The organism is Devosia sp. J20-27 (genome assembly GCF_055808595.1).
In genome coordinates this window covers 2954797-2977270 of record NZ_CM147875.1, presented here as the reverse complement: position 1 = coordinate 2977270, position 22474 = coordinate 2954797, and the positions used below count along the sequence as shown (strand labels likewise).

The following is a 22474-nucleotide window of genomic DNA, read 5'->3' as shown; positions in this document are numbered from 1 at the left end:
TTGGCGAAAATCCGAACCATCTCGCACCTGCAGGAGATGCTCGACCAGGATATGTCGTGGCGTGTCCGGGAAATTTCGACTTTTAGAGTAGCGAGCAAGGAAGACCGGGTAGACCGCGACGCGCTAATTCGAGGTGGCGTTGCGATCGTCTATGCCCATTGGGAGGGGTTCATAAAGTCGGCATCGGAGGGTTACCTGGAGTTCGTGAACAACCAGGGCCTCACCTATCGCGAATTGAAGACCTGCTTCGTTGTCTTCGGCATGAAAGGCAAACTATCCCAACTCGGTGAGAGCAAGCAGGCGAAGACGAACATCGACGTCCTCGACTTTGTGATGGCTGAATTGGACAAGCCCGCGAAAATGGTGCTGTCAAACGCGATACGCACGGAATTCAATCTCACGTCCACGGTCTTCCGAAATATCGCGCTTTCTATCGATGTTCCGATTGGCCGCTATGAAGCGCGGTTTCCGCTCATCGACGAGAGCTTGGTGAATCGGCGTAACGGGATTGCTCACGGAGAGTACATCGGGCTGAAGCCAGACGAATTTATCGCTCTCGCCAGCGAGGTGCACACGATGATGCGCTGGTACAAGACCGACCTAGAGAACGCGGCCAGTCTGGGCCTCTACAAGCGATAGTTTGATGCGCGCATCCTTTGACATCGGGTGAGGTACTGATCCCCTCGAGCACCATGACGATTGCGGAGCTGATCTAGTCAAAATCCAATAGGTCGTTCTGTCGGCACGGGCTACTGCTACGTCACGAGGTCGTCGGGCACGTCCTGTTAACTGACTCGGAGCTTCTGCCACTCTGGCGTATCGGCGTTGGTCGGTTTAGCGTCCCATGCCAAGCATTTGCCTACCTTTGCTGCCGCGTGATTTTCGATCGCCTGGTGCCCATAGAGCGTGCGAGCGCCAACAGTTCTCCGAAATGACTGATTTCGGGCCAGAAGCTGCCGTCGCCAGCGTGGACCGCCCACGCCCGGGCTGGGGTCGAAAGCAGCATTTGTCTCAAGCTGCAGTTCGGAGGTCCATTGCGATCCTGCGGCCGCAACGGCATTCTCCAGCACCTCCGCCTTTGTACCCCGCCGACCACATCAAGGATCATCCGATGGCTGCGCCGATGACGGCACCGAGCTGGTGCGAACCGATCCAGCATGCCGACAGGGAACTCGACCCGATGGAGCAGTCGGCGGCGTGGATCGATGATTTTGCCGGCATGCCAAAATATGCCCCGAACTGGCTGATCGAGGCCACGGGCGTCAAAGTCAGGATCCATCTGGTTGCGCATGAGCCGGGGCAGGTTGCCGAAATCGGCTTTGCCGCAGCGGGACGGGAAGGGGTGGTGCGATTGGCGCTGGACCCCTCGGGCTGGCTGCGGGTCACCGCCCGGCTGGAGGGGGTGGACGTGTTTTCCGGATACCTCGATCATCCCTACGAAAATTGCGAAATCTGGCCCGCGGACGCCACGGTGGACCGCCAGGCCTCGCAGGCGCCGGGCGCCGTGGGCAAGGCGAGGAACTGGGTCTCGCTCGACAGCCGCGTCTGGCCGGCGCTGGCGCCGCTCTGCGGCGGCACCGACGACGGCGTCACGTTCTCGGTTGACGAGAGCAGGCTGACGGCAGCCTGAGCCGGAGCGTCGGCACCTCGGGTCCAGCGCCGTCATGCGGACCCGCAACCGCCCATCGCCGCCGCCCCGTCACTCCGGCAGCCCGGCCTCGCCCGTGTTGAGATCGAGCAGCACCGCGGCCACGAGGTCGCGCATCCAGCGGTGGGCGGCGTTTGCGGTGGAGCGCTTGTGCCAGGTGCCGACGATGAGCGCCGGCTCGAGCGGGAATGCCAGCGCGAAGATGTCGAGCCCGAGGGCAGGGGCGACCTTTTCGGCAAATTGCCGCGGGACCAGGGCGATCAGGTCGCTTTCGCCGACGGCGCGGCAGACGCCCGAAAACACCGGCATGGTCATGACGACCCGGCGCTCCCGGCCGATGCGTGCCAGCGCCGCATCGCCCATGGCGCGCAGCTTGCCCTCGGGGGAGAACAGCACGTGCCCGAGGGCGCAAAAGAGGTCGAGGGGCAGTGCCGCGCCGGGCGACAGACGTGCCGCGGCGATCTGCGGATGGCCCCGGCGCGCGACGGTGACAAAGCTCGACCAGAACATGGGCTGGCGCTCGACCCAGTCGGGGACGTCGGCGGCCGGGATCAGCGCCATGTCGGCTTCGTAGCGCTCCAGCGAGTCGATATAGCTTTGCGGCACCAGATCGACCAGCTGCACCCGGATGCCCGGCGCGAGGCTCTGCAGCCGGTGGGCCAGCACGGGCATCAGGCATTCGGCAAAGAAATCGCTGCCGGCCAGCTTGAAGGTCAGCGTCGCCGTTGCCGCATCGAAGGCGGGCGGCCCGGCCAGCAGGCGCTCCAGCCGGTCGAGCTCGTCATGCAGCGGCATGGCCAGCGATCGCGCATAGTCGGTGGGGGTGAGGCCTTGCCCCTGGCGCACGAAGAGCGGGTCGCCGAGGGCCAGGCGCAGGCGCGCCAAGGCGCCGGACACGGCCGGCTGCGACATGCCCAGCCGGTCGCCGGCCCGCACGGTCGAACCCTCGCGCAGGAGGGCGTCGAGGACGCGCAGCAGGTTGAGGTCGAATATTCCAAAATTCACTGAGCTGATAGACTCTATTAGATCAATCGATTTCTCATATACCGCAGACGCGGGTAGGAGTCACGAGGAGGGGGCACTTGCTGATCTGAGAGGAGAGACTCATGGACGCGTTGACCGGGCCCGGTGCTGTCGAGTGGCTGGGCGTAAGCTATCGGACGATCCTGAAGCCGGAGGAGACGGACGGCGCCATGTCGATCGTCGACAGTCTGTCGCCTGCCGGCAGCGGCCCGCCGCGGCACGTGCACGAGCGCGAGGACGAAACCTTCGTGCTGCTGAGCGGCGCCTGCGAGTTCTGGCTCGAGGGCGAGACCTTTATCCGGCGGGCCGGCGAGACGGTGTTCGTGCCGCGCGGACGCGAGCACACCTTCCGGGTGACGGGCGATGCGCCATGCCGGCACCTGGTGATTTTGACGCCGGGCGGCTTCGAGGGCTTCTTTGCGGACATGGCCGCGGGCCAGTTCGGCATCCCCGATGACATGGCGGCCATCTCCGAGGCGGCAGCCCGCCACAACCTGCGCTTTACCGGCCCGCCGCTGGGACAACGCTGACGCCGAGACCTTTCGAAGACGGACAATTCATGCCAAAACCCATCATCTACCACATACCCGTCTGCCCGTTCTGCCAGCGGATCGAAATCCTGCTGGCGCTGAAGGGGCGGGCCGACGCCGTGGAGTTCCGCGTCGTCGACATCACCAGACCGCGCGATCCGCAGCTGCTGCAGAAGACGCGGGGCACGACGGCGCTGCCGGTGATGGAGACGGCGGACGGGCGCATTCTCAAGGAAAGCCTCGTCATCCTGAGCTATCTCGATGAAACCGTTGCGGGCGGGCTGCAGCGCCGCAGCGACCCCTATGAGCATGCGGTCGAGGAGATGCTGATCGCGCGCGAAGGGCCGCTGACCGCTGCCGGCTACCGACTGGTGATGAACCAGGACCGCGAAAGGCGGCAGGCGCTGACGGATGAACTTTTGAGGCTCTACGCCCAGATCAACGATTTCCTCGTCGAGCACAGTCCGGACAGCGACTTCCTGTTCCCGCAATTCGGGCTGGCGGAGGCCGTGTTCACGCCGATCTTCATGCGCTTCTGGTTTCTCGACTATTATGAAGGCTTCAGGCTGCCCGACGGACCGGCATACGACCGGGTGCGGCGCTGGCAGACGGCGTGCCTCGACCATCCCGCCGCCCGGCAGACCTCCCGCGCGGAGGTGGTCAAGCTCTACTATGACTATGCGCTGGGGGCCGGGAATGGCGCCCTGCTCGACGGGCGCCAGCGGTCGAGTTTCGTGTTCGAGCCACACTGGCAGGCCCGCCCCTGGCCACCCGCCGAGAAATACGGACCGTCGGCCAGCGATGCGGCCCTCGGGCTGATCTAGCGGCGCCAGGGTGGAGCATGAAAAAAGCTAGCGCTTGAAGGTGAGGTGGAGGCAAGCGCCTTACTGGTGCTGACGCAAGGTAAGCGAAAACCCATGCCCTCGATCATTTCGAAAAGGCGACCAAAATCCGCGACATGATTAAAGCCGGACAATAGGCTGCGGCGACGGGGTATGCCCGCTAAGCGACACTCTGGAGACTGGACACATGGCCATCAGCCGCATGGATAACGTGGGGATCGTTGTCGAGGATATTGAAGAGGCAATCGACTTCTTTACCGAGCTCGGCCTGGCGCTGGAGGGACGGGCGATGATCGAGGGGGAATGGGCCGGGCGGGTGACCGGGCTGGGGGACCAGCAGGTCGAGATTGCCATGATGCGCACGCCCGACGGCCACAGCCGTCTCGAGCTGTCGCGCTTCCTGACGCCGCCGGTCGTCGCCGATCACCGCAACGCTCCGGTCAACGCCCTGGGCTACTTGCGCGTCATGTTCACCGTCGACGAGCTCGACGCGACGCTTGCCAGACTCGGCAAGCGCGGCGCGCAGCTGGTGGGTGACGTCGTCGACTATCAGGACGTCTATCGGCTCTGCTACATCCGCGGACCGGGCGGGCTGCTGATCGGGCTCGCCGAGGAGCTCGGCCGGGCGCAATAGAGCAGGGGTTATTGCTCGGGTTTGCTGGCGCACATGGCGAACGACCATCTCCGGCGACACATAGCGCTGTCGCTCCGGGCGTTCACGTCTCCACACGGGGAGGAACCGCAGACTGGGTAGGGCGTTGGCTCGACACCCTCCCGTCCTGATGTGAGACCGAGATATGTTCAACGACCCCACACCGCCACGGCCCGCCACCGATCGCGCTGATCTGCGGCCGGTCGAAACCATCCCGGCCAACGAGTCAGCGATGGATTACCGCCAGCACGAAACGACCTGGGCGGCTTTCACCCATGTGCTCAAGTGGTTCTGCGTCCACATGGCCTTCGACCTTGTCGGGCTCTATTTCTTCATTATCGAGGGCAACCCGATTGCCGGTTCGGCCTTTGTGGCCATCGGCACCGCAGTTGTCATCATCGGCACCTTGATGGCCCCCAGAGCCGCCGAACAGGCGCCGATCGTCGTGCGACGACCGGCGCCCAGAGGCAATCACTAGAACCGGCCCGGGGCCGCAGCGGCACGGAAACACCGGGCCGATGTGGCTAGAAACTCAGCCCGCAAGCCTGGCGAATAGCGAGCTGCACCGGCGACGGGGGCAGGGCAGGGTCGAACTCCCCTTTGGGCAGCAGCGGCGGTTGCGCCATGAAGCGTGGTTGCATACCGCGATGCGGCTGGGCCGAGTGGACGAGGAACGGGTGGCAGAGATAGACCGTGCCGGCTGGTCCGGTGGCCAGTTCCTCCTCGCAGGAGGCCGTCGACGCAAAGCCGTCAGCCGCCAGTTCGGCCAGCGTCAGGCCGGTTTCGCCATGCGGCAGCAGCTGCCGCGCAATGTGCAGATGCGATCCCTTGCGCACCTTTGTGGGCGCATCATCGTCCCCCACGTCGGAAAACAGGAACAGCATCAGCAAGGCACGGCCACGGCTCTTGACGTTGACCCGCCACTGCATGAAATCGGGGTTTTCCAGCCCGAAACTGGCATCGACGTGCCAGCCGGCGTCGCCCGGATCGTCGGGTGACGGAAAGCGCACCGGAAAGGTGCCGAGGCCATTGGGCGGCAACCAGCGCCCGGCGCCGGCGAGGGTGTCATAGGCCTCGCGCAGCAGCGGCGTGTTGGCGGCAGCGACGAAGGTCGGCCCCGTCATGAAGCCGAGGCGAACGACCGGACGCGTCCAGGTCTCCGGCGCGTCGGGCGCGAGGGCCATGGCGCGCCAGAGTTCGTCCCGTCCGCGTTGCGCGAGATCGGCGTCAAAGGCGGCTTCGAGCCTGAGATAACCGTGTTCGATGAAATCGTCGATCCGAGCCTTGCTCAGACCGGAATGAGAAGCTTCCGACATTCAATACATCTCCGCACGACCGCCATGCAGGCCGGCCGTTGATTCTGACTGGCACCAGGGTGCCCCGAACAATCCGGGTCGTCAGACGAGCGGGAAGAATGTGGACTTGAACATCATGGGCAGAAACTACCAGACACTCCGGTGACGCGGCAAGCCGGCGCGTTGATGGACGCCAGCACGGGGCTGACAATCGTCGCGGAACAGACTAAGTACAAACTCCACATCCCCCGAGACGACCCGCTCATGGCCCCCTCAAAAGACGCCGGTGAAGACATATCCATGCGCCGGCGCAAGATGCGCTATCGCGCCTGGCATCGCGGCACGCGCGAGATGGACCTCGTGCTGGGGCCCTATGCCGACGCGCATCTCGAAAATCTCGACGCCGTTGAACTCGACCGGCTCGAGCAGCTTATGGAGGAGGAGGATACCGACCTCCTAAAATGGGTGATGGGGCAGGAACTGCCACCCGCCTCGATCGACGCGGCCCTGCTTGCCGACATCATCGCCTTCCGGATTGCCAGATGACCCAATTGCGTGCCGACAAAGTCCTCGTCAATGTGCCCGACGGCATGCAGCCCATCGAGCTGGCGCGCCAGCTCGAGGCGCGGCTGAAGGCCGACCCGGACGCCCGCGTCGCCGCTGTGTTCGTGGCGCGCGACGGCCGCCGGCTGCAGCGCATGGCCGATGTGCTCGAGCAGCTTCTGCCCGGCCACACTATCCTCACGCTGCCGGCCTGGGACTGCCTGCCATATGACCGCGTCTCGCCCAACGGCGTGACGATCGCGGCGCGCATGACGGCGCTCTCGACGCTCACCAGCGACGCCACCAAGGGTGCGCTGGTGCTGACCACGGTCAACGCACTGGTGCAGAAGCTGCCGCCGGTCGAGGTGGTAGCCGGCATGTCCTTTGCGGCAGCAGCCAGCCAGATCGTCGACAGCAACCGACTGATCGACTGGGCCGCCGGCAACGGCTATCTGCGCGTACCGACGGTGCGCGAGGCCGGCGAGTTTGCGGTGCGCGGCGGCCTTGTCGACCTGTTCCCGGCCAGCATGGACACGCCGCTGCGCTTCGATTTCTTCGGCAAGCAGCTCGAATCCATCCGCACCTTCGATCCGGACACGCAGCGCACCACCGGGACGCTGAAGCGCATCGCGCTCGCCCCGATGAGCGAGGTGCTGCTCTCCGAGCAGTCGATCAAGCGCTTCCGCCAGCGTTATACGGCTGCCTTTGGCGGCAATACCGTCGATGATCCGCTCTATGCCGCGGTCAGTTCGGGCCAGCGCTATCCGGGCATCGAGCACTGGCTGCCGTTGTTTTACGATCACATGGATGGCCTTGCCGCCTATACCGGTGCCGCGCCGTTCATCTTTGACGACCAGGCCCGCGAGGCCTTCGCCGAACGCCAGGAGCAGGTCACCGACTATTACGAGGCGCGCGAGCAGGCGCGCAGCGTCAAGCAGGCGACGACCACCGGTGCACCCTACAAACCGATCGAGCCGAACCTGCTCTACGAGACCGAGGCGCATCCCTATGAGCTCGGCAAGGGCGCAGAGGTCCTGCAGTTCTCGCCCTTCGCCTCGCCCGACGAGAGCCGCTCCAGCGATGCCGGCGGCCGCATGGCGCGCACCTTCGCCGCCGAGCGGCAGGCCCAGGACGTCAACCTCTTCGAGGCCGTGGTCAAGTACCTGCAGAGCCAGAGCCGGGCAGGGCGCCGCACCATCATCGCCTGCTGGACCGAGGGGTCGCGCGACCGCATGGCCCAGGTGCTCAAGGACCATGGCCTGACCAATCCGCGCCTCGCCGAGAACTGGCGCGACGCCGAAACCACTTCGCCCAACGTCTCGGTGCTCGTGGTAATCGGCCTCGAGACCGGTTTTGAAACCGACGACCTCGTGGTGCTCTCCGAACAGGATATCCTGGGCGAGCGGCTGCTGCGCCAGCAGAAGAAGCGCAAGGCCTCGGACGCGCTGACCGAGGCCGCCAGCCTCGCGGCCGGCGATCTCGTGGTGCATGTCGATCACGGCATCGGCCGCTTCATCGGCCTGCGCGCCATCGAGGTGCAGGGTGCCCCGCATGACTGCGTCGAGATCGAATATGCGAGCAATACCAAGCTCTATCTGCCGGTCGAAAACATCGAGCTGCTGTCGCGCTATGGCTCGGACGCTATCACCGAACTCGACAAGCTCGGCGGCGTCGCCTGGCAGGCCAAGAAGAGCCGGCTCAAGAAGCGCATCCGCGACATGGCCGAGCAGCTCATCAAGATCGCGGCGCAGCGCCTGCTGGTGCGGGCCAAGCCCATCGATGGCACCGCGGCGGGCGCCTACGAGGAATTCGCCGCGCGCTTCCCCTATGAGGAAACCGAGGACCAGCTCGCCGCCATCGAGGCGGTGTTCGAGGATATCGGCTCGGGCAAGGTGATGGACCGGCTGGTCTGCGGCGATGTCGGCTTCGGCAAGACCGAAGTGGCGCTGCGCGCCGCCTTTGCCGTCGCCATGTCGGGCCAGCAGGTCGCGGTGGTGGTGCCGACCACGCTGCTGGCACGCCAGCATTTCAAGACCTTCAAGGAGCGCTTTGCCGGCCTGCCGGTCCGCGTCGCCGCCGCCTCGCGGCTGGTCTCGGCGCAGGAACTCAAGGCCACCAAGGAGGGCATTGCCGACGGTCAGGTCGATATCGTCGTCGGCACGCACGCCCTGCTCGGCAAGGCCGTCAAGTTCCAGAACCTAGGCCTGATGATCGTCGACGAGGAACAGCATTTCGGTGTCGGACACAAGGAACGGCTCAAGGAAATGCGCGACAGCGTGCACGTGCTGACGCTGACCGCCACGCCAATCCCGCGCACCCTGCAGCTGGCGCTGACCGGTGTCCGCGACCTGAGCCTGCTGGCGACGCCGCCGGTCAACCGCCTCGCCATCCGCACCTTCATCTCGCCCTTCGATCCGCTGTCGATCCGCGAGGCGCTGCTGCGTGAAAAATATCGTGGCGGACAGGCGTTCTATGTGGTGCCGCGCATCAAGGACCAGGCCGAGATCGCCGAGTTCCTGCGCGAGCAGGTGCCGGAAGTGTCCTATGTCGTCGCCAACGGCCAGATGCCGGCGGGCGAGCTCGACGACATCATGAACAATTTCTACGACGGCAAGTTCGACGTGCTGGTGGCCACCACCATCGTCGAATCCGGGCTCGATATTCCCAATGCCAATACGCTGATCGTGCATCGCGCCGATCATTTCGGCCTGGCGCAGCTCTACCAGATCCGCGGCCGCATCGGCCGCTCCAAGCAGCGCGCCTATGCGCTCTTTACCGTCCCCGCCAACCAGAAGCTCAACGACACCGCCGAACGCCGGCTGACCGTGCTGCAGTCGCTGGAAAGTCTCGGCGCAGGCTTCCAGCTGGCCAGTCACGATCTCGACATCCGCGGCGCCGGCAACCTGCTGGGCGACGAGCAGTCGGGCCACATCCGCGAGGTCGGCTTCGAACTCTACCAGGCCATGCTCGAGGAGGCCGTGGCCTCGCTGCGCACCGGCGAGGAGGACTACGAGGACCAGGGCGAGTGGAGCCCGCAGATCTCGCTGGGCATGCCGGTGATGATCCCCGAGCATTATGTGCCGGACTTGCAGCTGCGCATGCAGCTCTACCGCCGCCTCGCCGATCTCACCGATGCGCGCGAGATCGACGCCACCGGTGCCGAGCTGATCGACCGCTTCGGGCCGCTGCCCGAGGAGGTCGAGGCGCTGCTCAAGGTCATTCTGGTCAAGTCGCTGTGCCGCACCGCCAATGTCGAAAAGGTCGATGCCGGGCCCAAGGGCGCGGTCATCACGCTGCGCAACAACGAGTTCCCAAATCCTGCCGCATTGGTGAAGATGCTGTCGGATCCGGGTATCAACGTGCGCATCAAGCCGGACCAGAAACTGGTGTTTGCCAGAGACTGGCCCAAGCCGGAGATGCGGCTCAAGGGAACAGCCGCCATCCTCTCGCGGATGGCCAAGCTGGCAGAGAGCAGCAGCACCCTGGCCACACTCGCCGGATAATGCCTTGGATTGGCGGGGCAGGACATGTTATTGCCCGAATTCCCTCGTTGAAGGGCTGGAAATGCAAGGGGGCCGGAGAGTCTCCGTCTCATTAGGGAACCTCAAGGAAAGTCAATGATCCTCAACAAGATTGCAGTTGCCGCACTCGTCTCGGCGCTGATGCTGCCCTCGTTCGGGGCGCTCGCTCAGGAGACGGCACCGGCAGCCCCCGCAGCGTCGGGAGATGCCGTGGAGATCAAGCCGGCCGCGCCCGCCGATCCGTCCAACAACTGGCTCAAGCTCTGCGACCCGCTCGAAGACGGCAAGAAGGTCTGCGTCATGCGCCAGGTGGTGATGAGCACCGCCGGCCAGTTCCTCGGTTCGTTCCTGCTGCGCGACGACCCGGGCCAGGAGAGCCGCCTGCTCGCCGTGGCCGCGGTGCCGCTTGGCGTGCTGCTGCCGTTTGGCCTCACCTGGCAGATCGATGGCGGCAAGCCGGTCCGCGTGCCCTTCATGCTGTGTGATCCGTCGAGCTGCGCCACGCAGCTGGTGATCAACGAGGCATATGTGAACAGCCTCAAGAAGGGCGGGACGCTCAAGCTGACCGCCAAGAACCGGCAGAACAAGGATCTGGTGATCGACATCAACCTGGGCGGCTTCACCGCAGCCTATGATGGCGAGGCCAACATGACCTTCTCCGAATTCAACGACAACAGCAGCGGCGGTGCCGCGCTGCAGCAGAGCACCGACGACCTCGCCGAGCAGCTGCGCCGCCGTCTCGAAGGCGAGGCTGCTGCCACGCCGACCGAAGCAGCGCCCGCCGCGCAGTAAGCTTCCGGACATGCAGAAATGCGAAGGGCGCCCGTCGGGCGCCCTTTTTATTGTCTCAGCGGTTGCCCATGCCGACGGCAAAGGCCTGCCGCCGCAGCGGCGGCACCAGCTTGAGGGCCCAGAGCCCGCCCGCCCGCAGCGCCTGTGCCGGCAGGAAATCGGCCAGCAGCGACCGGAACAGCGTATCCACCATGCCGCCGGTCCGCGCCAGGTCGCCGGAGCGGCGCGCCGCATAGTCGTCGCTGACCCGCCGGGCCAAGCCGCTGGAGCGGTCGGTTGCCGCCAGCGCCGCCGCCAGATCGGCGACATCGCGCAGCCCCAGATTGAGCCCCTGGGCGCCGATCGGCGGGAAGGCATGCGCCGACTCCCCGACCAGCACGACGCCGTTCCTGCCGGCCGTGTCAACGGTGATCGAGGACAGCGGGAAGATATGCGCCGGCGTCAGCAGCTCGATGGAGCCGAAGAGGCGTTTGGACTTTTCGAGGAACAGCGTCCGCAGCTGCTCCTTGCCGCCGGCCTGGGCGGCGCGCAGCACGTCGCGATCGTCGATCCAGACCAGATTGGCCCGGTTGTCGCCCGCAGGGACCAGAGTGAAGGGGCCCTCTGGATAGTGGAATTCGATGGATGTGCCGTCGATCGGCCGGCCCAGTTCGAGGTCGCAGACCAGCGCCGACTGGGTAAAGCCGTTTTCCCGTGCCCGGAAACCGGTGGCGGCGCGGATCAGCGACTTCTTGCCGTCTGCCCCCACCAGCAGTTGCGCCGTCAGCGCAGTGCCGTCGGCGAGGGTCAGCTGCGTGCCGCTGTCGCCGGGCGTTGCATCGGTAACCGCAACCGAACGGGTGGAGAGGTTGGCAAGGCCGGAGGCCGCCGCTTCGAAGGCTTCGGTCAGCCGGACGTTGGGAAAGTTCCAGCCAAACGCCGGCAGCCCCGCCTCGGCGCTGTCGAACAGCGTTTCCGGGGCCCGGATCAATCGGTCGGTGGCGTCGATGATGCGGATCTGCGTCAGCGGATGGCCGACCTCGTCCGGTAAGTCGATCAGGCCCGCCTGGGTCAGGTAGTCGACGCTCGGCATCATCAGGGCGGACGTACGTTGATCGCGCGGCCCCTTTGGCGCCAGGTGGACGGTTTCGAGCCCGCTGCGGGCGACGGCAACCGCCGCCGCCAGCCCCGCGAGGCCGCCGCCGACGACGACTGCCTCGGTCACGCAGGCACCGCCTGCCGCGCGGTCCAGCGCATGATGTAGGTGCCCAGATACGAGCCGACGAACATGGCGATCAGGAAGATCCAGAGGTTTTCCGGCACGAAGGCCAGCAGCGAGATCGCCGGCCCCGGGCAGATGCCCGACATGCCCCAGCCGATGCCGAACATGGCCGCACCGGCCACCAGCGGCGTATCGATGCGGTTATACTCGGGCTGGTGGAAGGCCGTGTCGAACAGCGGCCGGCCGATGCGCTTGCTGTATTGCACGGCGGCAAACATGACGATCAGCCCGCCACCCATGACGAAGGCGAGGCTGGGGTCCCAGCCGCCGGTCGGGATGGCGGTGAAATCGAGAAAGCGCAGCACCTTCTGCGGATCGACCATCTGCGAGATGTAGAGGCCGGCGCCGAACAGCGCACCGCTTACGGCGGCGGTCAGCAGGTAGCCGGGACGGAGTGCAGCGTTCATCAGACCACTCCCGTCAGCGTGACCGTCAGGATGGCGACGCCGAAGAACACCGCCACGGCGACCAGCGACCGCCGCGACAGGCGGGCCAGCCCGCAAATGCCGTGGCCGGAGGTGCAGCCATTGCCGATCTTGGTGCCAAGGCCGGTGAGGAGGCCGGCAATCGCCAGCCAGACCAGCGTCGGAATACCGGACTCGGCCGGTGCGGTGACCATTTGCGGCGACGACCCGAGGTCGGGCAGCAGCAGGGCAGTGCCGAACGCGGCGGCGACCAGCGCCACGAGAAAGACGACGCGCCAGATAATGGTGCGGGCAGGGGGCAGCAACTGGCCGAAGATGCCGGAGATGCCGGCAATGCGGCCGTTGCCGAGCCACAGCACAGCCGACGCGAGGCCGATCAGCAGCCCGCCGATCAGCGCAGGTACGGGCGTAAAGCTATCCATGTTCAAAGTCCGTTGAAATGTAGAGCAAAATCTACCATTGCTCCGATCCCTGAACCAGCCCGGCACGGCAACGAACATGCCTGCCGCGGGGGGGCGCGGTGAAAAACCGCACCCTGAAAAACCTGATCGTTAGGACTTCCAACCCGCAGCGCCTGCACATAGATTTGGCGTCCGCCATTGGGCGCCGAGGAAAATCCGTATGCTTGAACTGTTGTCCGATCCCACCGTGTGGGTCGCCTTTGCCACGCTGACGGTCATGGAGATCGTGCTGGGCATCGACAACATCGTGTTCATTTCGGTGCTGGTGTCGCGCCTGCCCAAGGAGCAGGCCGATCGCGCCCGCCGCCTCGGCCTGGCGCTGGCGCTGATCTTCCGCATCGCCCTGCTGCTGGTGATCAGCTGGATCATTGCGCTCGACAGCGATGTGATCGCGCTCTTTGGCATCAGCCTGTCGTGGAAGGATATCATCCTGCTCGCCGGCGGCCTGTTCCTGATCTACAAGGCGACGCACGAGATGCATGCCGAGATCGAGGAGCCGCACACCGCCAGCCTCGGCGAAACGGCCAAGGCGGCGTTCAGCGCCATCATCGTGCAGATCATCATCATCGACATGGTGTTCTCGGTCAATTCGATCATCACCGCCGTGGGCATGGCCCAGCATGTCGAAGTCATGGTCGCCGCCGTCATCGTCGCGGTGGCCATCATGTTCGTCGCCTCCGGCCCGATCGCCGGTTTCGTCGCCAAGCACCCCACCACCAAGATGCTAGCGCTTGCCTTCCTGCTGCTGATCGGCGTGTCGCTGGTGGCCGACGGCCTCGGCTTCCATATCGAGAAGGGCTATATCTACGCTGCCATGGGCTTCTCGGTGCTGGTCGAGACCATCAACATCATTTCCAAGCAGCGCCGGCTGGCCCGCAATGGCGGCGTGGCGCCCGAGCCGCTCCCCGCCGGCGCCCTGCCGCACACCTCCGCCGGTGAAGCCATGGCCAAGGCCAAACCGAAAACCACGCCGGTGCGTCGGGCCCAGAGCCGGCCGAAATCGGCACCGAGGAAGAAGTTGTGAGCCGCGCCTTCGTCGTCAGCGCCTTCGGCGGCCCCGAGAACCTCGTCCTCGACGAGCGGACGCTGGCGGCGCCGGGACCGGGCGAGATCACCGTGGCCAACAAGGCCGTCGGGCTCAACTTCATCGACGTCTACCAGCGCACCGGACTTTACAAGCTGCCTCTGCCATTCGTCGCCGGCAATGAGGGGGCAGGGATCGTCACCGCGGTCGGCGCGGGCGTGACGCTCTGGAAGGTGGGCGACCGCGTCGCCTATTCCGGCCCGCCCGGCGCCTATGCCGACGAGCGCCTGCTGCCGGCCGACAAGGCCGTGGCCGTGCCCGACGGCATTTCCGACGAGGTGGCCGCCGCTGCGCTGCTCAAGGGCACGACGGCCTTCTATCTGCTGCACTGGACCCACCCGCTGAAGGCCGGCGAGACCATTCTGGTGCATGCCGCCGCCGGCGGCACCGGCCAGATCCTCTGCCAGTGGGCGAAAGCCATCGGCGCCCGCGTCATCGGCACCGCCGGCTCGGACGAGAAGGTCGCGACGGCGCTGCAAAACGGCTGCGACGCCGCCATCAACTACAAGACCGGGGATTTTGCCGCGCGGGTGCGCGAACTGACCGACGGGCGCGGCGTCGACGTCGTCTATGACGGCGTCGGCCAGGCGACCTTCGAGCCCTCGCTCGACTGCCTGCGGCCACGCGGCCTGATGGTGAGTTTTGGCAATGCCTCGGGCCCGGTCTCGGTGCCCAACCTGGGTATTCTGGCCGCCAAGGGATCGCTGTTTGTCACCCGGCCGACCAGCAACGCCTATTTCCCGACCGGGGAGGAGTTGCGCGCCGGCGCCAGGGCGCTGTTCGACGCCATCCTCGCGGGCCAGGTGTCGGTCTCGGTCAACCAGCGCTTCGCCCTCGCCGATGCTGTCGCCGCGCACCGCGCCCTCGAGGCGCGCCAGACCACGGGGCAGACTGTCCTCATTCCCTGATCTGGACAGGCGCGTCCTGAAAAGCTAGACGCTGATCCGACGGGTGGGTGGCAGAGTGGTCGATTGCTCCGGTCTTGAAAACCGGCGGGCGTGCAAGCGTCCCGGGGGTTCGAATCCCTCCCCACCCGCCATTGCACCAGATGGTCATAAAGTTGCGCCTCTGCACGACCTTTTGTGAAAGGCCGGCGGGATTTGGGTGGAAAGTAGAAAGTCCCCTTCTACGCGCCGGTATATGGAAGGCTTAGGTAACTGAGAAAACGAAGCAACCTAGCCATCGCGCTTTGACGTCTCGCTTGATATCAGTCATTTCAGCTTGGCATTGGAGAGCGGGTAATGGCTAGAACTGTCTCGAGTTCCTCGCCTAGAAGAACGACGCCAAGAAGCCAAAATCCGCCGACGAAACTAAGTCATTATACTACACTCAGTGGCTTACAAGGTATCGTTCGGACCAAGGGATTATGGGCCTCTAACGCCTCATTTCTAAACGATAAAGCTGAACTGACGCATGCGCTGAATGCTTCGAGGAAAGCTATCAAGATGCTTTCATCAGAAAAGGCAATTCGGGCTTGGGGGCCAGCCATCGAGACGGCTTTTGATGAGCTGAAGAAAGGTCTCCAAGCACAAAGTTATGTTGCCTGTTTTTGTAGTGATGATGACAACCTAAGCCAATGGCGCGGCTACGGTGGAGCCGTTCAAGGCGTCGCACTCACATTTGACCAGTCCGCGCTAACAAAAAGGCTAAAAAAGGATTCGGCCCATCTGCAGCAGGTAATCTATGCCAAACTATCGACTGCAACAAAGCTTCGAGATGCGTTGGAGGCCGAGCTACGAGACATCGCCGAACTGGAAGAAGCTCTAGGTGCCTCAGACGAGGAGGAGCAGCAGGTCGACATCTTGGCGCGCATCTCCCGCCTGCTCCCAAAATTCAAGCACCTTGGATTTAAAGATGAGAGGGAGTGGCGATATGTAGTGCAGAAAGACATTTCTCCGATCGGCATGCAATTCAGAGTACTGCAAAACAAGATCGTGCCGTATATCGAGATAGGGGCTGGGGAGAACAAGTTGCCCATCCGTTCAATTCGTGTCGGACCGGGAACGGATCAAGAGCTGACCGCTAGGAGTGTAGAAACCTTTATGAAAGCCCAGGGATACGATGTAGAGGTAAGGCTATCCGAGGTCCCTTTCAGACCATAGCTCTGCAAGAGCGACTAGGGCGTTTTGGATGTCGATGTCTGCTTCTGGCGGCGGCTGCCCTTGGGGGCTAATGATGGAACTTCTCTCGCGAGCCAAGAGCGTTCGAACTGCGGCCGCCGCAACGCTCATGTGTCGCTCACGGCAACAAGCTTTCAGGCGGATTTCCACTAAATTGACGTTTGCTGAGGTGCGGCGCTTTACCCTCAGGCCTCTGGCAGTTCGCCCATGAACTCAATGCCGTATTCTGCGGCGATGGTCAGGACCTGATTGCAGTCGACTTCGTGGTTCGAGCGCTTGCGATCGGCGGCCGCTGGGATAGAGATGGCGCGATAGAACTCGCTGTGCCGGGCCGTCTCCTCGACCAGCGCAAATCACCGGTTGTCTGGGCGGTGGCGAGAAACGTCGTGCAGATCTCACTCATCCAACGCGTTTCGGCATTGGAGCTGTTGCTCAGCGCAGCGGGTGACTCGGCGCAGGGTACGGCTACCCCTGCGCCAGCCAGAGATAGCCGCCATAGACGGCCAGCAGGCCCAGTCCGGTCGCTCTGCCGATGGACGGGCGGAGCAGGAGGAGGGCCGAGAGCAGCGCCGTGACGGCGATCATCACCGGCAGATCGAGGGTGAGGAAGCGGCCGGCGACCGGGATGGGCGACACGAGTGCCGTCAGACCCAGGATGCCGAGAATGTTGAAGATGTTGGAGCCCACGATATTGCCGATGGCGATCTCCGACTGCTTCCGCAGCGCCGCCACCAGCGAAGTGGCCAGTTCGGGCAGCGAGGTGCCCACGGCGACCACTGTCAGGCCGATAAAGGCCTCCGAGACGCCAAAGGTGCGGGCGATGCTGACGGCGCCGTCGATCAGGAAATTGGCGCCAAAGATCAGCGCCACCAGCCCCACCGCCAGCCACAGCAGCGATTGCCAGAGCGGCGGCACGGCCGAACCGGTGTCGACCGCAGCGGCAGCACTGGAGCTCCTGTAGGCCCAGACAAGATAGGCGACGAGGCCGGCCACCAGCACCAGGCCGGTGATCCGGTCGATGCTGCCCAGCCAGAACGGCACGATCAACGCCACCGTGGCCAGCATCATGACGGCCGTGTCCCGGCGCAGGGTGGACCCCATTACCCGGATCGGCCAGACCAGGGCCGAGACACCGACGATCAGCAGGATGTTGCTGATATTGGAGCCGATGATGTTGCCGATGGCGATGTCCGGGCTGCCGCGCAGGGCGGCATCGACCGACACCAGCAGTTCCGGCATCGAGGTGCCGAAGCCGACAACTGTCAGGCCGATCAGCAGCGGCGGCAGCGCCAGCTTGCGTGCACCGCCCACGGCGCCGCGCACCAGCGCATCACCGCCGAAGAAGAGGCCGAGAAGGCCGATGGCGACGTAGAAATAGTCCAATTCGAAATCCTCACCAGTTCGTCACACCCGGAAGACGCGACGCGAAGCCGCGCAGAGTCCGCGTCAGGCGGGCGGACCGGCTGCCTGCGGCAGGCGGCGCAACTGGAGATGAGGCGAGCACAAGGCCCTGAGGTGCAGACTGTCGGGCGGCAGGCGGGCAAGCATCCGGTCAGCTTCCGATTGACCGACAGGGATGCAGAGTGCCGCGCCCCGGTCGGTGTGATCCGACATCACGACACAGTGTCGCCAGCGGGGCCCGGATCAGCCGCTCAGGTGGAGGCCGGGGCGGCGTTGCGCAAGAGGTGCGACACTATTTTTTCCGCACCGGCCGCCGGCCTCAGCTCACCGTTCGGTGGCGCCCTTGCCGGCGAGGATCCTGTCGCGGAACCGCTCGATGCGGGCGACGCGCGTGGCAGGTGTCCGGGTGGAGTTGAGATTGATCAGATAGCTGCGCTGCCGCCCCGGCGTCAGATCGTGGAAGGCCTCGGCCAGTTCCGGGTCGCTATCCATCGCGTCGACCAGTTCGTCCGGCAGGTCGATCTCGCGCTCCTGCCGGGGCGGCAGGATGCCGGCTTCGGCATAACCCATGGCTTCCGTGAGATAGGCCCGGATTACCGGCTCCAGCCGGGTGACGGCGGCGCTGTCGGTGAAGCGGATCATGTCGGGATGGAGCGTGTTGGGGCCCTGGCGTTCAAGCACGCCCTCCGTGTCCTTGAGCAGGGCGGCATTCATGAAGCTCAGGCGGAAGTCGCCGCGAAAGGCGCCGAAAAGGGCGATGTTGCGGCCCGCATGCATGTAGCACGGGTGCGCCCATTTGACGGTCTCGACGAGGCCGACGTCCCGGCAGATGCGGCGCAGGTCATTGAGGCCGTCGATCCACAAACGCGTCGAGCAGTCAGGTGTGGCAAAGCGCTCGCAGCGCCCGCAGCCCTTGGTGAAGAAGTCCTCGATGTCGGTGATCATCATGGCTTTGACACTTGCGGCTCACTCACCTGAAGCGTGGCATCATTCGCGGGGGAGGGACAAGGGGAGGGTTACCTGCGGACCCATGTTTCCTGCACCACCCCGCTGTCGATGGGCCGGGCAGAGGCGACCACGAGACCGCTGTCCGCCAGAACCCGGCGTGGCGGTCCGGCCGTAAAGCACGGCACCCCGCCGGGCAGCACCAGACCCTCGACCTCGGCCAGCACGAACCGGTCGTAGAGCGGCAGGAAAAGGTCGAACGTGCCGACACCGCCGGTGACAGCAACAGTGCCGGCGGCGATCTCCATGCGGTCGAGGACGGCAGCGATCGGCAGGTCGGCGGGGTTCCACAGCATGGCCAGCGGGTCGCCGCTGTCGCGCTGCAGGCCCTCGACCGACCGCGTCAGCACCAGTCGGCGCCGCCCTGGATTCGGATGCCGCGCGTGCCCGATGCGGCCGAGCACCACGAGGACCGAGCGGTCGAGCGCCGCCTGAAAACTGCGCCAGTCGACATCATTGCGAAGGCCGTCCGGCATGCCGCCAGCGGCATCGGCGATCATGCCGTCGCTTGAGACGATGGCATGTCCCTCATACTGGATGGCTGCGCGCATGTTCGGCTCCGGGGTTGCGCGCTCTGGTAACCCGCCGGGGCGGTGAGGGAAAGCATTTCGGGCTTGGCGCATCAGTTTCCGATGGTAGAGATGGGGCATGCCCGATGACCTCTCCTCTCCGACAATCGTGCCGCTGGGCGACGCCGCGCTGCTGGTGCGGTTCGGCACCGTGCTGTCGGACGCGGCCAACCGGCGCGCCATCGCCTTTGCCCGGCATCTGACGCGAACGGCTCTGCCCGCCGGGGTCACCGAGGTGGCGCCCAATCTCGTCTCGGTGCTGCTCAGATATGACCCGCGCCGCATCGGCTTCGAGACACTGGCTGGTGAAGTGCGGCTCCGCGTCAGCGGCGGCGAGGACGGCGATACGTCGACCGCCGAGCGGCACGTTGCCGTCCGCTACGATGGCGAGGACCTCGATGAGGTCGCAGGATTGCTCGGGCTGGAGAGGGCGGCATTCATCGACGCGCACACGGCCAATCCGTTGCGCGTCCTCGCCACCGGCTTTGCACCTGGCTTCGTCTATTGCGGCTTTCACCCGGCCGAACTCGTGCTGGCGCGCCGGCAACGCGTCCGCCCGCAGGTCGCGGCGGGGACGGTGCTGTTCGCGGCCGGGCAGACGGCAATTGCCGCAACGCCGATTCCCACCGGCTGGCATGTGATCGGGCACACCGATTTCTCCAATTTCGATCCGGTGGCGACGCCGCCGACCATCCTCGAGGCCGGCGACATGCTGCGGCTGGAGGCGATCCGATGATCCGCATCACTCGCGCCGGGCCGCTCTGCACGCTGCAGGACGCAGGCCGTTTCGGCATGCTCTCGGCCGGTATCAGCGCCTCCGGGCCCATGGACCGCGCTGCCTTTGCCGAGGCCGGCGCACGTCTGGGGCGGGCGGGCAGAACGGCCATCGAGTTCACCGCGGCCGGGCTGGCCATCGAGGTTGAGGCCCCGCTGCGAGTCGGATTTGCCGGCGGCCTGTTCCAGTGCAAGGTCAACGGCAAGTCGCGGCCATGGCCCGGCAAGGCCGCCCTCAAGCGGGGCGACACGCTGGAGATCACCCCCGGAGCTGCCGGCAACTATGGCTATCTGCGCTTCGAGCGCGAGCTGGCCGTACCGCCGGTGCTGGGCAGCCGATCCACCAATCTTGCCGTGCAGCTGGGGGGCTGGCAGGGCAGGGCGCTGCGCCGGGGCGATGTCTTGCCGATGGGCGGCGCTGCAACGGAGACCGTTACAGGCGGCACGGCTCCCGGTGAGGGGCCGATCCGCTTTGTCTGGGGCCTGCATGCCGACCACTTCTCGCCGGCGGTGCGGCAGGCCTTCATCACCCGGCCGTTCGCGATCTCGCCGCAGCTCGACCGCATGGGCGCCCGGCTGGCCGATACCGGCGGCGTGTTCGCCGGGGCACAGAGCCTGACGCTGGTCTCCGACGCCATCGTCGCTGGCGACATCCAGATCCTCGGCGACGGCACGCCGATCGTGCTGCTGCGCGATCACCAGCCGACCGGCGGCTACCCGAGGATTGCCACGGTCATCAGCGCCGATCTCGACCGGTTCGTGCAGCTGCGGCCGAGCAGCGAGCTGCGCTTCCAGCCGGTCACCGTCGCCCATGCACAGGGAGCCCTGCGATGAACTGGCTCGATCTCAACGCCGATCTGGGCGAGGGCATCGGCAATGACGAGGCCATGCTCGACATTGTCTCGTCCGCCAATATTGCCTGCGGCGGCCACGCCGGCGACCATGTCAGCATGGTGGTGGCGCTGCGCGCGGCCAAGGCGCGTGGCGTCACCGTCGGCGCGCATCCCGGCTTTGCCGACCCCGATAATTTCGGCCGCGTGCGGCTGGTGCTGCCGCCGGAGGACCTCGCCGACATGGTGCGGCGCCAGGTGCGCGATCTCGCCGAACTGGCGGTCGAGGAGGGCGTGCTGCTGCGCTACGTCAAACTGCACGGCGCGCTCGCCAACATGGCGGCGGAAGAACCGGCCATCGCCGCCGTCGCCTTCGCCGCCTGCGAGGGCCTGGTGCGCGGGCTGGGCATACTGGCCATCGACCACAGCGCCCAGGTGGAGCTGGCGGAAGCGGTGGGCTTTCCGGTCGTCCGCGAAGCCTATGCCGATCGCGCCTATCTGCCCAACGGGCTGCTGATGCCGCGGTCCGAGCCGGGGGCGGTGCTGCACGACGCGGGTGCAATTGCCGAGCGGGCCTTACGTCTGGCCGAGGCCGGCGAGATCGTTGCCGCCGATGGCACGGTGATCCAGACGGACGCCAAGTCCTTGTGCATTCACGGAGATAATCCCGAGGCGGTCGAGATCGCCGGGCGCGTGCGGACCGCGCTGGAAGCGGCGGGGATTGCGATACGGTCGGCATTCTGACATATCGCGGCCAACCCCGCCCGACCCGAAAGGATGCCAGCCCATGACCGCCAAGATCATCGACGGAAAGGCTTATGCCGAGGGCCTGCGCGGCCGCATTGCAGGACACGTGCAGCGCCTGCAGGCCGAGCACACCATCACCCCCGGCCTTGCCGTGGTCATTGTCGGGCATGATCCGGGCAGCCAGATCTATGTCAGCCAGAAGGCCAAGCAGACCGTCGAGGTCGGCATGCACTCGGAGAAATACGAGCTTCCCGAAACGGTCAGCGAGGCCGAGGTGCTGGCGCTGGTCGAAAAGCTCAATGCCGATCCGGCCATTCACGGCATCCTGGTGCAGTTGCCGGTGCCCGCCCATATCGATCCCAACAAGATCATCCTGACCATCGACCCGGCCAAGGACGTCGACTGCTTCACCCCGGCCAGCGTCGGCAAGCTGACCATCGGACTGCCGGGCCCGGTCTCCTGCACGCCGCTGGGCTGCCTGATGCTGCTGCGCGACCAGCTGGGCGATCTGTCGGGCAAGCATGCCGTCGTGGTGGGGCGCTCCAATCTGGTGGGCAAGCCCATCGCCCAGTTGCTGCTGCGCGAGAACTGCACCGTGACCATCGCGCATTCGCGTACCCGCAACCTCGCCGACATGGTGCGCCAGGCCGATATCGTCGTTGCTGCCGTGGGCCGTCCGCAGATGATCAAGGGCGACTGGATCAAGCCGGGCGCCACGGTGATCGATGTCGGCATCAACCGCATCGACGCGCCCGAGAGGGGCGAGGGCAAGACGCGCCTCGTCGGCGATGTGGACTTTGCCGCCGCATCCGAGCGCGCCGCAGCGATCACGCCGGTGCCCGGCGGCGTCGGTCCGATGACCATTGCCTGCCTGCTCGCCAACACGGTGACCACGGCCTGCCTCATCCACGGACTTGTGCCGCCGGAAGACCTGACAGCCTGACAAATCGC

General features: G+C 65.5%; 24 protein-coding genes and 1 tRNA gene. 17 read left to right on the top strand and 8 right to left on the bottom strand.

Annotated elements, in window-relative coordinates; translation table 11 throughout:
- Both AC0L4C_RS14675 and AC0L4C_RS14670 read left to right on the top strand, forming a co-directional pair.
- Positions 1-639, top strand: coding sequence for an MAE_28990/MAE_18760 family HEPN-like nuclease (locus AC0L4C_RS14675; RefSeq protein WP_473400410.1), 639 nt, complete (start codon positions 1-3; stop codon positions 637-639).
- A 472-nt stretch (positions 640-1111) separates the two neighbouring features.
- Entirely contained in the window at positions 1112-1630 is a 519-nt protein-coding gene (locus AC0L4C_RS14670) for a hypothetical protein (RefSeq protein WP_473400409.1), read from the top strand.
- A gap of 69 nt (positions 1631-1699) precedes the next feature.
- Here the strand turns inward: AC0L4C_RS14670 and AC0L4C_RS14665 are convergent, their stop codons facing one another.
- Positions 1700-2653, bottom strand: a complete 954-nt coding sequence (locus tag AC0L4C_RS14665) for a LysR family transcriptional regulator (protein WP_473400407.1) — start codon at positions 2651-2653, stop codon at positions 1700-1702.
- A gap of 101 nt (positions 2654-2754) precedes the next feature.
- Here AC0L4C_RS14665 and AC0L4C_RS14660 point away from each other — a divergent pair, with 101 nt between their 5' ends.
- From AC0L4C_RS14660 to AC0L4C_RS14645, 4 genes are all read left to right on the top strand, one after another.
- Positions 2755-3201, top strand: coding sequence for a cupin domain-containing protein (locus tag AC0L4C_RS14660; protein ID WP_473400406.1), 447 nt, complete (start codon positions 2755-2757; stop codon positions 3199-3201).
- Between the two features lie 29 nt (positions 3202-3230).
- Positions 3231-4025 (top strand): glutathione S-transferase family protein, encoded by a 795-nt coding sequence (locus tag AC0L4C_RS14655; protein WP_473400405.1) that lies wholly within the window; start codon positions 3231-3233, stop codon positions 4023-4025.
- Positions 4026-4230: 205 nt separating this feature from the next.
- Positions 4231-4677, top strand: coding sequence for a VOC family protein (locus AC0L4C_RS14650; protein ID WP_473400404.1), 447 nt, complete (start codon positions 4231-4233; stop codon positions 4675-4677).
- A 163-nt stretch (positions 4678-4840) separates the two neighbouring features.
- A complete protein-coding gene (locus AC0L4C_RS14645; RefSeq protein ID WP_473400403.1) occupies positions 4841-5173 on the top strand; it encodes an aa3-type cytochrome c oxidase subunit IV in 333 nt (110 codons plus the stop codon).
- Between the two features lie 46 nt (positions 5174-5219).
- Here the strand turns inward: AC0L4C_RS14645 and AC0L4C_RS14640 are convergent, their stop codons facing one another.
- A complete protein-coding gene (locus AC0L4C_RS14640) occupies positions 5220-6011 on the bottom strand; it encodes a phytanoyl-CoA dioxygenase family protein (RefSeq protein WP_473400402.1) in 792 nt (263 codons plus the stop codon).
- A 279-nt stretch (positions 6012-6290) separates the two neighbouring features.
- On the opposite strand from AC0L4C_RS14640, the gene AC0L4C_RS14635 reads away from it, so the two are divergent.
- The 3 genes from AC0L4C_RS14635 (at position 6291) to AC0L4C_RS14625 (ending at position 10846) form a co-directional block, all read left to right on the top strand.
- A complete protein-coding gene (locus AC0L4C_RS14635) occupies positions 6291-6536 on the top strand; it encodes an FAD assembly factor SdhE (RefSeq protein WP_473400401.1) in 246 nt (81 codons plus the stop codon).
- Positions 6533-10036, top strand: coding sequence for a transcription-repair coupling factor (gene mfd / locus AC0L4C_RS14630; RefSeq protein ID WP_473400400.1), 3504 nt, complete (start codon positions 6533-6535; stop codon positions 10034-10036). Before AC0L4C_RS14635 ends, mfd begins: the two co-directional genes overlap by 4 nt.
- A 114-nt stretch (positions 10037-10150) precedes the next feature.
- Positions 10151-10846: an invasion associated locus B family protein gene (locus tag AC0L4C_RS14625; RefSeq protein ID WP_473400399.1), complete on the top strand. Its 696-nt coding sequence runs from the start codon at positions 10151-10153 to the stop codon at positions 10844-10846.
- 55 nt (positions 10847-10901) lie between these two features.
- Here AC0L4C_RS14625 and AC0L4C_RS14620 read toward each other — a convergent pair whose 3' ends face one another.
- From AC0L4C_RS14620 to AC0L4C_RS14610, 3 genes are read right to left on the bottom strand one after another with little or no spacing between them, the layout of a single operon-like run.
- Entirely contained in the window at positions 10902-12050 is a 1149-nt protein-coding gene (locus AC0L4C_RS14620; RefSeq protein WP_473400397.1) for an FAD-dependent monooxygenase, read from the bottom strand.
- Positions 12047-12514 carry a DUF6691 family protein gene (locus tag AC0L4C_RS14615; RefSeq protein WP_473400396.1) on the bottom strand — a complete coding sequence of 156 codons (468 nt, stop codon included), beginning with the start codon at positions 12512-12514 and terminating at the stop codon, positions 12047-12049. The genes AC0L4C_RS14620 and AC0L4C_RS14615 overlap by 4 nt, the downstream gene beginning before the upstream one ends.
- A complete protein-coding gene (locus tag AC0L4C_RS14610) occupies positions 12514-12954 on the bottom strand; it encodes a YeeE/YedE family protein (protein WP_473400395.1) in 441 nt (146 codons plus the stop codon). Before AC0L4C_RS14610 ends, AC0L4C_RS14615 begins: the two co-directional genes overlap by 1 nt.
- Positions 12955-13153: 199 nt before the next feature.
- On the opposite strand from AC0L4C_RS14610, the gene AC0L4C_RS14605 reads away from it, so the two are divergent.
- The 4 genes from AC0L4C_RS14605 (at position 13154) to AC0L4C_RS14590 (ending at position 16179) form a co-directional block, all read left to right on the top strand.
- Positions 13154-14017, top strand: coding sequence for a TerC family protein (locus AC0L4C_RS14605; RefSeq protein WP_473400393.1), 864 nt, complete (start codon positions 13154-13156; stop codon positions 14015-14017).
- Positions 14014-14985, top strand: coding sequence for a quinone oxidoreductase family protein (locus tag AC0L4C_RS14600; protein WP_473400392.1), 972 nt, complete (start codon positions 14014-14016; stop codon positions 14983-14985). Before AC0L4C_RS14605 ends, AC0L4C_RS14600 begins: the two co-directional genes overlap by 4 nt.
- Positions 14986-15026: 41 nt before the next feature.
- Positions 15027-15116: transfer RNA gene (locus tag AC0L4C_RS14595), tRNA-Ser, on the top strand.
- 202 nt (positions 15117-15318) lie between these two features.
- Complete coding sequence (locus AC0L4C_RS14590) at positions 15319-16179, top strand: DUF2971 domain-containing protein (RefSeq protein WP_473400391.1); 861 nt, start codon at positions 15319-15321, stop codon at positions 16177-16179.
- Positions 16180-16662: 483 nt separating this feature from the next.
- Here AC0L4C_RS14590 and AC0L4C_RS14585 read toward each other — a convergent pair whose 3' ends face one another.
- The 3 genes from AC0L4C_RS14585 to AC0L4C_RS14575 form a co-directional block, all read right to left on the bottom strand.
- The gene (locus AC0L4C_RS14585; RefSeq protein WP_473400390.1) at positions 16663-17580 is read right to left on the bottom strand and encodes a calcium/sodium antiporter; all 918 of its coding nucleotides are present in this window, start codon (positions 17578-17580) and stop codon (positions 16663-16665) included.
- 342 nt (positions 17581-17922) lie between these two features.
- Positions 17923-18543 carry a YdeI/OmpD-associated family protein gene (locus AC0L4C_RS14580; protein WP_473403527.1) on the bottom strand — a complete coding sequence of 207 codons (621 nt, stop codon included), beginning with the start codon at positions 18541-18543 and terminating at the stop codon, positions 17923-17925.
- 71 nt (positions 18544-18614) lie between these two features.
- Complete coding sequence (locus tag AC0L4C_RS14575) at positions 18615-19154, bottom strand: dihydrofolate reductase (RefSeq protein WP_473400389.1); 540 nt, start codon at positions 19152-19154, stop codon at positions 18615-18617.
- A gap of 97 nt (positions 19155-19251) precedes the next feature.
- Between AC0L4C_RS14575 and AC0L4C_RS14570 the strand changes: the two genes are divergently transcribed.
- Genes AC0L4C_RS14570 through folD form a run of 4 tightly spaced genes read left to right on the top strand, consistent with a single transcriptional unit; the run spans position 19252 to position 22466 of the window.
- On the top strand, positions 19252-19908 hold the full coding sequence (locus AC0L4C_RS14570; RefSeq protein WP_473400388.1) for a 5-oxoprolinase subunit B family protein: 657 nt from the start codon (positions 19252-19254) through the stop codon (positions 19906-19908).
- Positions 19905-20780, top strand: a complete 876-nt coding sequence (locus AC0L4C_RS14565; protein ID WP_473400387.1) for a 5-oxoprolinase subunit C family protein — start codon at positions 19905-19907, stop codon at positions 20778-20780. The genes AC0L4C_RS14570 and AC0L4C_RS14565 overlap by 4 nt, the downstream gene beginning before the upstream one ends.
- Entirely contained in the window at positions 20777-21520 is a 744-nt protein-coding gene (locus AC0L4C_RS14560) for a LamB/YcsF family protein (protein ID WP_473400385.1), read from the top strand. Before AC0L4C_RS14565 ends, AC0L4C_RS14560 begins: the two co-directional genes overlap by 4 nt.
- Before the next feature lie 43 nt (positions 21521-21563).
- Complete coding sequence (gene folD, locus AC0L4C_RS14555; protein ID WP_473400384.1) at positions 21564-22466, top strand: bifunctional methylenetetrahydrofolate dehydrogenase/methenyltetrahydrofolate cyclohydrolase FolD; 903 nt, start codon at positions 21564-21566, stop codon at positions 22464-22466.
- Positions 22467-22474 lie beyond the last annotated feature (8 nt).